14 protein-coding genes are annotated in these 14,708 nt (G+C 40.3%); all 14 read right to left on the bottom strand.

What is annotated here, in order from left to right; all coding sequences use genetic code 11:
• Positions 1-111 precede the first annotated feature (111 nt).
• Positions 112-276, bottom strand: a complete 165-nt coding sequence (locus tag LREU_RS10485) for a hypothetical protein (protein WP_003668752.1) — start codon at positions 274-276, stop codon at positions 112-114.
• A 105-nt stretch (positions 277-381) separates the two neighbouring features.
• Positions 382-1,395, bottom strand: coding sequence for a diacylglycerol kinase (locus LREU_RS07555; RefSeq protein ID WP_003668753.1), 1,014 nt, complete (start codon positions 1,393-1,395; stop codon positions 382-384).
• An 11-nt stretch (positions 1,396-1,406) separates the two neighbouring features.
• A complete protein-coding gene (gatB, locus tag LREU_RS07560; protein WP_003668754.1) occupies positions 1,407-2,831 on the bottom strand; it encodes an Asp-tRNA(Asn)/Glu-tRNA(Gln) amidotransferase subunit GatB in 1,425 nt (474 codons plus the stop codon).
• A 1-nt stretch (position 2,832) separates the two neighbouring features.
• Positions 2,833-4,305 carry an Asp-tRNA(Asn)/Glu-tRNA(Gln) amidotransferase subunit GatA gene (gatA, locus tag LREU_RS07565; RefSeq protein ID WP_003668756.1) on the bottom strand — a complete coding sequence of 491 codons (1,473 nt, stop codon included), beginning with the start codon at positions 4,303-4,305 and terminating at the stop codon, positions 2,833-2,835.
• Positions 4,305-4,622: an Asp-tRNA(Asn)/Glu-tRNA(Gln) amidotransferase subunit GatC gene (gatC, locus tag LREU_RS07570; RefSeq protein WP_003668759.1), complete on the bottom strand. Its 318-nt coding sequence runs from the start codon at positions 4,620-4,622 to the stop codon at positions 4,305-4,307. Before gatC ends, gatA begins: the two co-directional genes overlap by 1 nt.
• A 151-nt stretch (positions 4,623-4,773) precedes the next feature.
• Positions 4,774-5,889, bottom strand: a complete 1,116-nt coding sequence (locus tag LREU_RS07575) for a CamS family sex pheromone protein (protein WP_003664505.1) — start codon at positions 5,887-5,889, stop codon at positions 4,774-4,776.
• A 3-nt stretch (positions 5,890-5,892) separates the two neighbouring features.
• Positions 5,893-7,935 (bottom strand): NAD-dependent DNA ligase LigA, encoded by a 2,043-nt coding sequence (gene ligA, locus LREU_RS07580; protein WP_003668761.1) that lies wholly within the window; start codon positions 7,933-7,935, stop codon positions 5,893-5,895.
• An 18-nt stretch (positions 7,936-7,953) separates the two neighbouring features.
• Positions 7,954-10,227 carry a DNA helicase PcrA gene (gene pcrA / locus LREU_RS07585; protein ID WP_003668763.1) on the bottom strand — a complete coding sequence of 758 codons (2,274 nt, stop codon included), beginning with the start codon at positions 10,225-10,227 and terminating at the stop codon, positions 7,954-7,956.
• Positions 10,228-10,383: 156 nt separating this feature from the next.
• Positions 10,384-11,517: an ATP-grasp domain-containing protein gene (locus tag LREU_RS07590; protein ID WP_003668764.1), complete on the bottom strand. Its 1,134-nt coding sequence runs from the start codon at positions 11,515-11,517 to the stop codon at positions 10,384-10,386.
• Between the two features lie 16 nt (positions 11,518-11,533).
• Entirely contained in the window at positions 11,534-12,109 is a 576-nt protein-coding gene (locus LREU_RS07595) for a xanthine phosphoribosyltransferase (protein ID WP_003668766.1), read from the bottom strand.
• A 17-nt stretch (positions 12,110-12,126) separates the two neighbouring features.
• Positions 12,127-12,753: a glycoside hydrolase family 73 protein gene (locus tag LREU_RS07600; protein ID WP_003674860.1), complete on the bottom strand. Its 627-nt coding sequence runs from the start codon at positions 12,751-12,753 to the stop codon at positions 12,127-12,129.
• A 149-nt stretch (positions 12,754-12,902) separates the two neighbouring features.
• Positions 12,903-13,676, bottom strand: coding sequence for a (S)-acetoin forming diacetyl reductase (locus LREU_RS07605; protein ID WP_011953536.1), 774 nt, complete (start codon positions 13,674-13,676; stop codon positions 12,903-12,905).
• Between the two features lie 115 nt (positions 13,677-13,791).
• Positions 13,792-14,193, bottom strand: coding sequence for a 30S ribosomal protein S9 (gene rpsI / locus LREU_RS07610; RefSeq protein ID WP_003668771.1), 402 nt, complete (start codon positions 14,191-14,193; stop codon positions 13,792-13,794).
• A 7-nt stretch (positions 14,194-14,200) separates the two neighbouring features.
• The gene (gene rplM / locus LREU_RS07615; RefSeq protein WP_003664517.1) at positions 14,201-14,644 is read right to left on the bottom strand and encodes a 50S ribosomal protein L13; all 444 of its coding nucleotides are present in this window, start codon (positions 14,642-14,644) and stop codon (positions 14,201-14,203) included.
• Positions 14,645-14,708: the final 64 nt, after the last annotated feature.

Consider the following 14,708-nt stretch of genomic DNA (forward strand, 5'->3'; position numbering starts at 1 on the left):
TGCTTTTCTAAAAAGTGCGAAATTTCTATCATTTCTTCTTCAGAATCGTCGGCTAAGGTTATTTGAACGACAAATGCCTCACCCTCATCTGCGTTTAAATGTAATTCCCAACTATTTATTCTTTAAGCACTCCATCAATTCTTTATTCTCATCAAATAGTTGATTAATCATTGTCAATATTTTATCGCTGCTCTGTTCTTTATCATTTTTAGTTAATTGCAGGTCAACAGAATTATCGGTTTTGAAGAATCTTGAACTATTATTTAATTCTCCCACATTATCACCTCATAATTACATTATAGAATAATGTAATCATAAATTTTCCATTATAACAAAACAAACGGCCAACTTCCTCTTTGCGAAGCTGACCGTTTATTTATTCTATTTCTTTTCGCGATCTTTATAATCGTCAATGCCATTCATAAAGTCTTTTTCAACCCGCTTAAAATCAGCTGAAGTTGTAATCGCATCTTCTGGAATCTCATCCAAGTTAGCAATTACTTCTAGGTGCTGTTTAAGGTTATGGAATTTCATTGGCGCATCGCCACCATATTCCCCGTCCAGGTTAACCATCAAGCGGTCATCCTTGTTTAGCGGAATAACTTCAATATCGGTTGCCTTAGCATAAATAATGCGCGGATCATCAAGGTGCTTTCCTTGAAGTGCCTTTGCCATTAAGCTGAGCATATCGATCACGCTGCTCTTCTTGACGATAATCATCGTAAACTTTCCATCATCAAGTGAAGCATCCGGCACAATCTGTTCAAAACCGCCGACCGAATTAGTCAAGGCAATCATAAACATGGAAGCACTGCCCCGGTATTCCTGATTATCATACTTGATTAGCATGTCGACTGGCTTAATCCGCGGCATTAACTCTGCTCCCTTGGCGAAGTATGCTGCATAACCAAAAAGGGACTTCATTTGCGAAGGGACCTCATAGGTTAATTCAGTCATCGTTCCACCAGCAGCAATATTCATGAAGTAGTTTTCACCAGCCCGACCAATATCAATCTTAAATTTCTTATTCTTCTTTAAGATTAACTTAGCCGCGGCGATCGGATCATCACGAGGAATCCGTAATGCCCGTGCATAGTCATTAGTCGTCCCTGCTGGAATAATCGCTAATGTTGGCCGATGTTCTAACCCAGCAATTCCATTAACCACTTCATTCAGGGTACCGTCTCCACCAGCGGCTACAATCAAATCAAAACCGTCTTCAGCAGCACGAGTGGCTTCGTTCTTAGCCGAGTTAGGCGCAGGAGTAGTCGCAAAAGCACTAGTTTCATATCCAGCTTTCTCATAAATTGCGAGAATATCAACTAAATCACTTCGCAATGTTTCACGGCCTGAGGTAGGATTATAAATTATCCGAGCACGTTTTCGCACGGTCATCCCTCCCTACTCTATTTAGCCTTCAAAGACTTCATCAATAATTGAGTAACAACTTGTGGGTTAGCCTTACCACGCGTTTGCTTCATGATTTGACCCATTAAGTAGCCGACAGCCCGGTCTTTACCATTCTTAAAGTCTTCAATTGATTGTTCGTTGTTATCAAGGACTTCATCAACGATTGGCTGTAGTTGCGCAGGATCAGATAACTGAACAAGACCGTGTTCCTTTGCGTAAGCATTTGGTTCTTCACCATCTAAGATTCCCTTGAAGACCTTCTTAGCCATCTTAGAAGAAATTGTTCCGTCTTCAATCAACTTCACCATACCGGCAAGGTTAGATGGAGTAAGCTTGGTATCTTGTAAGTCAACTTGCTTATCGTTCAAGTATGAGTTCACATCGTTCATTAAGTAGTTGGCTACCCGCTTAGGATCGCCACCGTCCTTAACAGCCTCTTCAAAGAAATCAGACATTTCCTTAGTCTGGGTAAGAACCATGGCATCGTAATCAGTTAAGCCAAGGTCCTTAACATAGTGCTCACGACGCTCACCAGGCATTTCTGGCATTTCGCTTTCAATTTCACTAATCCATTCATCGCTAACGTTTACTGGTGGCAAGTCTGGTTCTGGGAAGTAACGGTAATCATCAGAACCTTCCTTTGTCCGCATCAGAATAGTCTCACCAGTCGCTTCATCATAACGACGCGTTTCCTGACCAATGTGTCCACCAGCCATCAATACTTTTTGATGCCGTTTTTCTTCAAATGCGAGGGCCTTCCGAACATAGTTAAAGGAGTTGATGTTCTTCATTTCTGTCTTGGTCCCAAACTTGTCAGAACCGATTGGCCGAATTGAGATGTTGGTATCAACCCGCATGGACCCTTCTTCCATCTTCACGTCAGAGATCCCCGTAAATTGGATCCGTTGACGCAATGCTTCCAAGTAAGCCACTGCTTCTTCAGGCGAGGCAATATCTGGCTTAGAAACAATTTCGATCAGCGGTGTTCCTTGCCGGTTCAAGTCAACATATGAATACTTACTGGTGTGCGTGTTCTTACCAGCATCTTCTTCAATGTGCATTTCTTTGATACCGATCTTTTTCTTCTTACCGTTTACTTCAATTTCAATCCAACCATCATGAGCAATTGGCGTATCTGATTGAGTAATCTGGTAAGCTTTCGGGTTATCAGGATAGAAGTAGTTCTTCCGATCAAAGTGCATGTGGTGGGCAATTTGAGCATGAAGAGCAAGTCCAGCCATGATTCCGTCACGAACGACACCCTTATTTAAACTTGGCAATACACCAGGGTAACCCCAGTCGATGACATTAGTGTTTGCATTAGGCTGGTCACCGTATTCAACGGGGGATGGACTGTAAATCTTTGAATTAGTCTTTAATTCAACGTGGACTTCTAGACCGATTGTTGTTTGAAAGTTCATCTTAATTTTGACCTCCTAACTTTGGTGTCTTCTTATGGAAATCAGTTGTCTGTTCAAAGACATATCCAGTGTTATAAACTGTTTGTTCGTCAAATGCTTTTCCGATGATTTGCAGACCAACTGGCATGCCATTTTTAGCAGAGAAGCCAGCAGGAATGGACATTGCAGGAAGACCGGCCATATTAACGGGAACAGTCAATACATCGTTCATGTACATAGTTTGTGGATCGTCAATCTCCGCACCAATCTTAAATGCCGTTGAAGCACCAGTAGCACCAACGATTACATCATGATCCTTAAATACGTCTTCAAAATCTTGGGCAATAAGACGACGAACTTTAGCGGCCTTATTAAAGTAGGCATCATAGAAACCAGCAGATAGAGAGAATGTCCCTAACATAATCCGCCGCTTAACTTCTTCACCGAAACCTTCCGAACGAGAACGAACATAAACGTCTTCCAAGTTCTTAACATCAGCAGCTCGGAAGCCATAACGGATACCATCGTAACGTTGGAGGTTAGAAGATGCTTCAGATGAGGCTAAAATGTAGTAAGCAGGAACCCCATACTTGGTGTGTGGCAAACTTACTTCATCAACAATTGCGCCGAGGGATTCTAAGTGGTCCAAAGCAGCCTTGATTACTTCTTGAACATCTTCGTCTAAGCCATCAAAGTATTCCTTTGGCACAGCAATCCGTAAGCCTTTAACATTCGTATTTTCGTTTAATTGGGCTGCCCAGTCTGGAACTTCTTTAAGTGAGGATGTCATATCCCGTTCATCATTTCCACTGATGAGGGCGGTCAACAAGGCATTATCCTTAACATTTTGGGTCAACCAGCCGACTTGGTCAAAACTTGAACCAAAGGCAATGATTCCCCACCGCGATACACGACCGTATGTAGGCTTCATCCCAACGACACCGTTAAAGGAAGCAGGCATCCGAATAGAACCACCAGTATCAGTACCAAGCGCACCTAAAACATCTCCGGCCGCAACAGCAGCAGCAGAACCACCGGAAGAACCACCAGGAACCCGTGTAAGATCCCATGGGTTATGAGTCGTAAAGAATGCTGAATTTTCAGTAGATGATCCCATGGCAAATTCATCAAGGTTAGTCTTACCAACATTGATGTAATCAGCGGCATTTAACTTTTCAACAACTGTCGCGTCATATACGGGGTTAAAGTTTTCAAGCATCTTAGAAGCAGCCGTCGTTGTAAGGCCCTTAGTTAAAATATTATCCTTAACTGCAAGCGGAACCCCTGCAGTTAATTGATCAGCACTAATACCTTTTGCATCAATCTCAGCTGCCCGCTTTAGTGCTTGGTCCTCATTTAAGCTGATGAAGGCTTTAACTTGATCTTCGTTACCCTTAATGTGGTCAAAAGTTTCCTTGGTTAATTCAGTTGCACTAATTTTCTTATTTACCAAGTCATCGTGCAATTGACTCAAGCTTGTTTGGTAAAAATCCATTATTCGCCGTCCTCACTTTCGTCAAGAATTGCTGGAACCTTGATGTAGCCACCATCAGTTTCAGGAGCATTGTTAAGCAAGGCTTCTTGTTCGTCTTTAGAACTCTTAACTGCCTTATCTTCACGCATTACATTTACCCGATCGGTTGCTGATGTCATTGGTTCAACGCCATCGGTATCAACCGCTTCGAGGTCTTCAAACATATCAATAATGTTTCCTAGTTGAGTGGTAAACTTACCAAGTTCATCCTTAGGGAACTCAAGCTTAGCAAGTTCAGCAACGTGTTCTACTTGTTGCTCAGTGATTTTACTGGCCATTCTCTCTACCTCTTTTCCAGTAATTTAAAATCTACATATACATTTAACAATTTTAGCACAGAATAGGCTCCTATTTCATCCATGTAGAAATAAAAAAGGAGTTATCGGTTCGCATTTTCTAGTAACGAATCGATATTCTCCTTTTTCACCTTTAATAAGAATCAAAAATATGCGACTGGAAGTTATCAGAACCAGCATTCCGATAAACAACCGCCTGAATTTCTGAATCAGATTGAATCTTAATATCAATCGGAATCCCATTAGGCAGGTACTTCTTCGCTGCCCGGGTAATATATTGGGTAAAACTAGTAATTTCACTTTGACTATAGAACTGAGTAGTAACAGTAATGTGCATCCCCGACAAAGTTCCATTTTCATATTGTGCTTGCGCTGTAACTCCGCTCAAGTTAGGGAAGAAACTTTGAATCTGACTCTTAAAGTTTGAGAAACTATCGTCATCAGTTTGATCAGAACTATTAGTTGTTGCTGCACTAGCCTTTGGAAGGACTACATTCTTATAATTTAACTTCCGCCAGCTACTAATCGTATTACCACTATTCTTGCTATAAGCAAAGAATGTACCACCAACTAAACTATCATCTGGTGCTTGTTTGTATAGTGCAATCACGATCGGAACATTTCCAACGCCTGATTTTTTCCGCACTCGTTGTAGAACCTTTTGTGCCGCGATTTCACCTTGACGACGAACCTCACTATCACTAATCTTCTTAGTTAAAGTTGGTCCTCCTGTCTTAGTTTGGTAGTTGTATTCGGAATTTATTCCAATCCCAATCGTAATCCCCCGCAATTTCATGGAATTACCACTTTCTTGCATATAATCTTGTTCTTCAATTTGTTGAATATAGACTGGGTTAGGATTACTCTTCTTTCCTTGAGCAGGGTTTAGCCCTTCAGGATTACTCTTTGTTTTTCGGCCAAGCCAGTTTTCAATCGTCCCACTACTAAGGTATTGACCTTCTTGGAAAATATAGCTTTTTGTTGAAAAGACCCGTTTTGAAACCTGAGTCAAACCACTTTCAAAGCTTTTAAGGTTATATTGATTATCATTTTGTGAGACATTTATACCTCGAGCTTTACTTGTTCGGTAACGACCATTTTTAATCACACCTTGATAAGTACCATTACTTGAACCAGTCGTTGAATAGTTTTTCGATGACGACTTTCCTCCAAAACCACATGATGCAAGCAAAACAGTACACATCAAAACGGCAGCACTAACGGCTATTTTTTTTGCCTTTCGCTTCACGATTTACTGTTCCTCCTTCATTGCTTGGCTGAATTGCTGTTCATTCCATACATCAATACCCAAGTTTTGAGCTTTTGTTAGCTTACTACCAGCATCAGCCCCAGCAATGACAATATCTGTTTTCTTTGAGACACTTTCGGTTACCTTAGCCCCGTGGTTTTCAAGCCATGATTTTGCTTCCCCACGAGTCATTTCAGTTAGCTTACCAGTCAGTACTACTCGCCGACCATTCCATTCGCTATCAGGATTAGCATTTGACCGTGAGCCAAGATAAGCAAAGTTTACCCCAACTTCTCGTAATTCGTCAATTAATTTAACAACCTGTTGATTAGCAAAATAAGTTACGATACTTTCGCCAATTGTTGGCCCAATTCCACTAATCGCAGAAATTTCATCGGCATCAGCCTTCATTAAGCTATCAAGGTCACCAAAATGTTCCATGATAATTCGAGCAGCCTTTGCACCTACATGACGAATTCCAAGACCAAATAATAAGCGCTCGACAGAATTATTACGACTATTATCGATCGATGTCAATAGGTTAGCGGTCGATTTCTCACCAAATTTATCTAAAGTTAATAATTGATCATGATTAAGCCGATACAAACCGGCAACATCATGAATTAATTCTTTATCCCACAGCTGTTCAATAATTCTAGGACCAAGCCCATCGATATTCATGGCATTCCGAGAAGCGAAATGTGCTAAGCCTTCTTTAATCTGTGCTGGACACATTGGATTAATACAGCGTAACGCAACTTCACCATCAAGATGAACTAATTCCGAGCCACAGACCGGACACTTCGTTGGAATCTCATATTCAACTGAATCTGCAGGACGTTTAGTTAGATCTACTTTTGAAATTTCAGGAATAATGTCACCCGCTTTATGCAGGTAAACAGTATCACCAATTCGAATATCTTTTTCACGCAAGTAATCAGGATTATGCAAAGAAGCTCGACTAACTGTTGTACCCGCCAATTGAACTGGGTCCATAACTGCTGTTGGCGTTACATTGCCGGTCCGACCGACAGTCCAGACAATATCACGGACAATCGTTGCTTGCTCTTCGGGAGGGAATTTATAAGCAATTTCCCAGCGTGGCACCTTAACTGTATTCCCAAGGGCAACTTCCGTATCAAGGTCGTTTACTTTTTCAACAATTCCATCGATCCCGTAAGTGAGCTTGTCTCGTTGAGCTGTATATTCTTCAATATACTTCTCAATTTCATCACGGTTATGAACAACCCGATTATTAGGATTAACATTAAAACCTAATTCTCGCATACGATCAAGTGCTTCCGCTTGGGTCTTAACGCCTATCTTTTGATATTCAGGAACATAATACATAAATGTATCTAGTTCACGCTGCGCCGTTACTTTCGGATCTAGTTGCCGCAAACTTCCGGCTGCTGCATTCCGGGGATTAGCAAAAACCGGCAATCCTTCTGCTTCGCGTTTAGCATTTAACTTTGCAAAAGCCGCTTTTGGCATATAACATTCGCCCCGAACCTCGATCGATAATGGTTCTGGCAATTCTGCGGGAACTGACTTGATAGTTCGGACATTAGCAGTAACATCTTCACCAATCGTTCCATTGCCACGCGTAGAACCTTGAACTAACTTTCCATTCTCGTAAACAAGTGAAAGAGAAAGGCCATCGATTTTTAGTTCGAGATTATATTCGGGCTCAACTTCGACATCCCGATTTTCCTGTTGTCGTTGGTTAAAGTCCATCAATTCTTCAATCGAAAAGACATCCCCCATCGATAACATCGGAATTTCGTGCCGAACTTTTGTTAATTGGCTTTCTGTTGCTCCTCCTACTCGTTGGGTTGGCGAATCAGCAGAGACCAATTGGGGAAATTGTTCTTCCAGCTGTACTAATCGCTGATAAGCACGATCATACACATGATCCTCTACAGTTGGATTGTCTTGTTCATAATATTCTTTTCCCCACTTAGTCAATTTTGCTCGTAATGGCTTAATCTCATCTTGAGCTTCTTGAAGGGTTAATTCTTTTACTGGCGTCTGTTTTTCACTCATCTCATCCGCCTCATTTCGTTATTTTTGTACTTTCGTAATTGGGGCAAAACTTGCCAATAACCGTTTTACACCCTGACTTGGAAAGGCAATATCTAATTCCATATCATTGCCACTACCGTTAACTTTGACCACTGTTCCTTGGCCCCACTTTTTGTGTTCAACTTTATCGCCCGTTTTCCAGCCAACTTTATCGGCCCCAGTTCCGGTGTTAGTAATTGGTTTAACTCGCTTGCCAGCACTGCGATATGTCCGCTTTTGCTGATCACGGTAGGTAGTAGCGGTTGCGGCAGCACGATCAAATGGCAGTTTACTATCTTTAATGCTATTACCTGATGGGCTATTTTCAAACTGTAACAACTCAGAATCAATTTCCTCTACAAATCGTGATGGTTGGTTACGCTGGATACGACCATAAAGTAACCGTGAAAAGGCATTAGTAAGATAAAGCTTTTTCTTTGCCCGTGTAATTCCAACATAGGCTAAGCGACGTTCTTCTTCCAATTCATCATCTTCCATTAAAGCTCGGGATAATGGGAAAATACCTTCTTCCATTCCCACAAGGAAAACAACTGGAAATTCAAGTCCCTTAGCTGCATGTAATGTCATTAAAGTTACAGCTGGCGCTTGTTCATCAACATTATCTTGATCTGAGACAAGGGCCAAATCAGCTAAAAAGTTAATAATTTTTTGCAAGTTAGGATCATCATCGTCTTTATGCTGCTCATCATATTCTTGTGTAACCGACTTAAATTCATCAAGGTTTTCACGACGAGCTTGTGCTTCAAGGCTTCGATCATTACTTAGCATTTTATTGTAGCCACTTAACTCTAAAATCTGTTCAGTTAAATCAGTTAATGTGAGATATTCTGCTTGTTTAGTCAAGTTAGCCATTAATTGACCAAATTCATCAATTTTATTTCGTGTTCGTGCAGTAATTTCACTAGCAGTATCAACATTTTGAGCTGCCTTTAATAGTGTCCAGCCATTTTCATTAGCGAAATTGCGAAGATGTTCCACACTAGTTAAACCAATTCCTCGTTTGGGCGTATTAACAACTCGTTCAAAGCTCATTGAATCGGCAGGATTAACGATTAAGGTTAAATATGCTAAAATATCACGAATTTCACGCCGGTCATAGAATTTATGGCCACCAACCATCGTATAAGGAATACTACTCTTCAAGAAAGTTTCTTCAACCATCCGTGACTGTGCATTAGTCCGATAAAGAATTGCAAAGTCATTAAAGTGATAGCCATGCTTTTCTTGTTCTTCTTTAATCTTTGAAACAATAAACTGCGCTTCATCATGTTCATTTTGCGCGCGGTAATACGAAATTTTATCCCCTTGACCATTTTCCGTCCACAGATTCTTCTTTTTTCGATAAAGGTTATTAGCAATAACTTCATTTGCCGCATTTAAAATTGTTTGCGTTGATCGATAGTTTTGTTCAAGCATTACCGTCTTGGCTTGGGGATAATCATGTTCAAAATTCAAAATATTGTTCATATTAGCTCCACGCCAACCATAAATACTCTGATCTGCATCCCCTACCACACACAGATTTTGGTACTTTTGCGCTAATAGATTAACTAACCGGTATTGGGCATCGTTTGTATCCTGGTATTCGTCAACATGGATATAGTGGAACTTATCTTGATAAAATTCAAGCGTCTCTTGGTCACTTTCCAATAACTCAATGGTCTTCATAATCAGGTCATCAAAATCTAATGCTTGATTAGCTTCTAACTCTTGTTGGTAAAGCTTATATGCACGCGCGACCATGTTTTCAAACATACTATTAGCTTCTTTGCTATAATCATCTGGCGTCAACAAAGCATTTTTAGCATTAGAAATCGCACTTAAAATACTGCGGGGATCAAATTTTTTAGTATCAATATTTAATTCTGCGCAAATCCGCTTCATTAACGTCCGTTGCTCACTTGTATCAGCAATCGTAAAGGCGCGATTATAGCCAATTTTTTCAATATCACGACGGAGGATTCGAACACATAATGCATGAAAAGTCGATACCCAAATCTCATTAGCACTTTCACCAAGCAATTTACCGACCCGCTCTTTCATTTCGCGCGCAGCCTTGTTGGTAAAAGTAATCGCTAAAATATTCCATGGTAATACACCATTTTCTTCAATTAAGTAAGCAACCCGGTGCGTAAGAACCCGTGTCTTTCCTGATCCAGCACCGGCCATTACTAATAATGGTCCCTCTGTAGTTAATACTGCTTCGGATTGCTTATCATTCATTCCTTCTAATAATGCTTGCCCGTTATTCACGCTGTTCCATCCTCTCTAAATTTTCATCGGCTAATATTATACCAAATTAGGATCTTATTTGGTGCTAAAATCGAACATATGTTAGGAAAAATAAAGAGACTGCGATTTCATCCCCAGTCCCTCGTAATCTTGTACGCTTAATTTATAATTTCGTGATCAAGCTTGGTCGTTCCAAACTTCAGTATCGTCAACCTGATTCTTTAAGGCTGCCAAGTTATCGCCGCCAGTTACCCAGACAAAGCCTAGAATTGCCTGATCGTCATCCCCAACATCATTAAAGAACCTAAATTGCCAGTTATTCTTCAACAACCATTGCCGTTGAATTGCTCGTGATTGATAATTGCGAACGACCATCAATAAGCCAATTTGTAATGGCGTAATAACATGCAGGGGCATCCCAACCGCACTTCTTAATTGTTCTTCATACTGGTCAACATTTGCCGTGACATCATAAATATTAGCAATCGACGTTAGCCCTGGTTCGATATTCTTTACATAGAGGGTACCAGTAGAAGTAACATAAAAGTTAACCGAAAATACACCCCGATACTCCAAAGATGCTGCAACACTTTTTACAATCCGCTGCATCTCTTTTAACATATCATCGTGAATATTTGCTGGTGTCGCAACAGAAATCAATTGCCGCTTGTCATTGTAATGAAGCTGAGCAAGTGGGAAAATCTCTGTATCTTTTCCATCAGTTGCCGCTGTCATCGTATATTCATTTGTATGTTCAATCCACGATTCCAGTAAATATGTACCAGTATCAATAAAATCAGCGGCGCGAGTAATATCAGATTGGCGCTCAATCAGCATTGAATTTTCCCCAATTCCTCGTTGGATGGGTTTTAACAGTGCAGGATAGCCGATGGAATCAATTGATTGATAAACATCATCTAAACTAACCACCGTCACATATGGGGCAATATTAATATTCACTTGATCTAGGAAAGCTCGTTCCATTAACCGGTCTTGAACAATTTCAAGAGCATTAATCCCCTGAGGAATCACTGCATATTGACTCAAAAAGTGCAGGACGCGAGAATCGACATTAGGGGTTTGATAAATAATTGCATCACATGCTTCCCCAAACTGAGTTAGTTTTGCCCGATCATTCATTGCCCCTACAATTGTAAAGTCAGCCATTTTAGTTACTGATGGCTGAGAACGATCCACATATACACCAACATTAAAGCCTGCCTTTTTCGCTGCCGCAATAAGTGCAGCTCCATTGCGATTAATTCCAATAATTCCTAAAGTACTACCTGGGTAAATAGCATCTCTGCCCATTTTATCACTTCCCTTATTAGTCTTTTACGAATTCAACTTTATTATCACTCAATGATTGAATTCGTGCCAATGATTCGACACGAATTCCACGTTCTTTTAGTTCGCCAGCTCCAGGTTGAAAGCTCTTTTCAATAACTATTCCTGCACCGGCTACTTGAACCCCTGCTTGATCAGCAATTTCTAATAATCCCTCTACTGCTTGACCATTAGCCAAGAAATCATCAATCATTAAAATTTTATCGTCAGCATCTACATACTTTTTAGAAATTGAAATCCGATTGGTTGTTTTCTTGGTATATGAATATACATCAGCAGTATACATATTTTGGTTAAGAGTAAGGCTCTTATGCTTACGAGCAAAAATAACTGGGAGGTTCATTTCCAACCCTGTCATTACAGCTGGCGCAATTCCTGATGATTCAACTGTCCAAATTTTAGTAATACCTTCATTAGCGAAAAGTTTGGCAAATTTTTGACCGATATGCAACATTAATTGAGGATCAACTTGATGGTTCAAAAAGGCATCCACTTTTAAAACATTACCCGGTAAAACAGTCCCATATTCCTTAATTTTTTCTTCTAGCTCTTTCATTTTCGTACCCCTCTATATTACTTATCATAATTATATAATTTATATGCCTTAATCACAGAAATTAATTTTTGTGCATAATCAGGATCAGTCGCATACCCTGCTTCTTGTAATCCACGAGCTGCTTCTTGATAATTAGTCGCATGAACAACTCGATCGTAATTTTGTTGATTGGTGTCTGTCCCATTTAACATCAATCGCGTGTGATCCTTAATAGAGTCGCTCCAACTATCATAAACGCGGAACCGCCCCTTAGTAACGATCCACTTACCATTAATGTATTCTTTGGTTGTCATTACTCGTGAATTTGTTCCTGTTCCCTTAATTCCAAATAAATTATGGTATTGCGACGCTAACTGACTCGTTCCCCATTGAGATTCAAGAATCGCTTGGGCAATCGTAATTGATGCATAGACATGATAAGTATTTTGCATTGCCTGGGCTTCAGGAGCAACTTGCTGAATAAATAATTGCTTCGCTCGGCGATCCTTTTCACGTGCCTCTTGTTCAATTCGTTGCTGATTCCAAATTCGGTAAAAATGGTGCCCAACGTAAACACCCAAAAAAATAACAATAACAGCAAGAATGCTAATAATCCAATTTCTACCCGTATGGCGGTTTTTGCTTCTCCGCTTCCGTTTTGCCACAAGCCTAGCCTCCTCATTTCTACTAGTTATTAATTGTAGCAAAATCCATCTCGTTTGGGTTAATTTATCGTAATATTTTTAGAAGAAGTTAAAAAAGCGCAGCTGAAAAATTCTTTTCCAGTTGCGCTTGCTGCTACTAGCATTAAATATTAATGGAATTGCATTCCACCATCAACAATAATTGTCTGTCCAGTAACGTAATTTGAATCAGGACCAGCTAAGAAACTTACCACATTAGCAACATCTTCTGGTTCAGAAAGACGCTTCATTGCAATGTTCTTGGCAAAAGTTTCCATTCCCCATTCATCACTCTTACCAGCGTTTTGACCAACTTGATGTGCAATATCATACATCATCGGTGTCTTAACGATTCCTGGTGCAAAAGCATTTACCGTAATATCTTCAGTTGCCAAATCTTGTGCTACTACTTGCGTAATACCTCGAATAGCAAATTTTGTTCCAGAATAAAGTGCAAGGTTAGGATTACCAACAACGCCAGCTTGAGATGTGGCATTGATAATCTTACCACCATGACCAAGCTCCTTAAAAGCCTTGTGGGCAGCCTGAATTCCCCATAAAACCCCAGCAACGTTTACGCCATATACTTTTTCAAATTGTTCAGGTGTAATTGAATCAATTGGAGTAGTAGGACCTAAGCCAGCATTATTAACGATTACATCAAGATCTCCAAAATGTTCGACTGTTTTCTCAACAGCTGCAAATACTTCTTCTCTATTTGCTACATCGGCTACAAGTGGTAATGCTTCGCCACCATTATTATTAAGTTCATCAGCAACTTGTTGGAGCTTTGCCTCGTTTAATGCTACAAGAGCAACTGCAAAACCATCCTTAACCAATCTTTCTACAATTGCTTTACCAATTCCTTGGCTTGCTCCAGTTACTAATGCTACCTTTTTAGTCATTAGTAATCCCTCCTTTATACTAGTTATCACTTATTATACCGTATATTAAATTCCGTTTAAATATAAAAAAAGACACCAGCAAATACTGATGTCTCTGGAAGCGGTAATCGAAATATTAACGCTTACTGAATTGAGCAGCCTTACGAGCTTTCTTAAGACCTGGCTTACGACGTTCCTTCATACGAGGGTCACGAGTTAAGAGACCAGCCTTCTTTAAAGCGTCACGGAAGTCTGGATCAACAGCGAGAAGTGCACGGGCAATACCATGACGTACTGCACCTGCTTGACCAGAGAATCCACCACCATTAACGTTAGCTAAAACGTCGTATTGACCTTCTGTTTTAGTAACAGCAAATGGTTGGTTAACGATAGCACGTAAGTTGGCAAATGGAATGTAGTCTTCAATTGCCTTGCCGTTCATCGTAATCTTACCTGAACCTGGTACTAAGCGAACACGTGCGGTTGCATCCTTACGCCGACCAGTACCACTGTATTGTACTTGTTGAGCCAATTCCATTCCCTCCTTAGATTAAGTTAGTAATGTCTAAAACTTCTGGGTTTTGTGCAGCATGTTTGTGGTCTTCACCAGCATAAACATGTAACTTCAAACCTTGCTTGTGACCAAGAGAATTGTGTGGAAGCATACCCTTGATAGCAGTTTCCAATAACTTCTCTGGTTCCTTTGCAAGGAAGTCACCAGCAGTCCGTTGCTTCAAACCACCAGGGTAGTTTGAGTGACGGTAGTACATCTTTTGAGATGCTTTCTTACCAGTTAACTTAACTTGCGCAGCGTTGATAACGATAACGTAATCACCAGTATCAACGTGTGGAGTAAATGTTGGTTTGTTCTTACCGCGCAAAATTGATGCTACTGCAGATGCTAAACGACCCATTGGGACATCCTTAGCATCGACAACGTACCATTTGCGTTCAACTTCACCAGGTTTTGCGATGTATGTCGTTCTCACGATTAAGTCCTCCAATTTTGTTTTTCTTTTACATATAATAGTGTACCGAGTTATTAGATGGAAA

Source organism: Limosilactobacillus reuteri subsp. reuteri, from assembly GCF_000016825.1.
Classification (GTDB): Bacteria; Bacillota; Bacilli; order Lactobacillales; family Lactobacillaceae; genus Limosilactobacillus; species Limosilactobacillus reuteri.

What these genes read in the sequence shown, in the direction of transcription:
- LREU_RS07555 (WP_003668753.1), bottom strand. Translation starts at nt 1,395, where the DNA reads ATGACCGTGCGAAAACGTGCTCGGATAATTTATAATCCTACCTCAGGC.
- gatB (WP_003668754.1), bottom strand. Translation starts at nt 2,831, where the DNA reads ATGAACTTTCAAACAACAATCGGTCTAGAAGTCCACGTTGAATTAAAG.
- gatA (WP_003668756.1), bottom strand. Translation starts at nt 4,305, where the DNA reads ATGGATTTTTACCAAACAAGCTTGAGTCAATTGCACGATGACTTGGTA.
- gatC (WP_003668759.1), bottom strand. Translation starts at nt 4,622, where the DNA reads ATGGCCAGTAAAATCACTGAGCAACAAGTAGAACACGTTGCTGAACTT.
- ligA (WP_003668761.1), bottom strand. Translation starts at nt 7,935, where the DNA reads ATGAGTGAAAAACAGACGCCAGTAAAAGAATTAACCCTTCAAGAAGCT.
- LREU_RS07590 (WP_003668764.1), bottom strand. Translation starts at nt 11,517, where the DNA reads ATGGGCAGAGATGCTATTTACCCAGGTAGTACTTTAGGAATTATTGGA.
- LREU_RS07595 (WP_003668766.1), bottom strand. Translation starts at nt 12,109, where the DNA reads ATGAAAGAGCTAGAAGAAAAAATTAAGGAATATGGGACTGTTTTACCG.
- LREU_RS07605 (WP_011953536.1), bottom strand. Translation starts at nt 13,676, where the DNA reads ATGACTAAAAAGGTAGCATTAGTAACTGGAGCAAGCCAAGGAATTGGT.
- rpsI (WP_003668771.1), bottom strand. Translation starts at nt 14,193, where the DNA reads ATGGAATTGGCTCAACAAGTACAATACAGTGGTACTGGTCGGCGTAAG.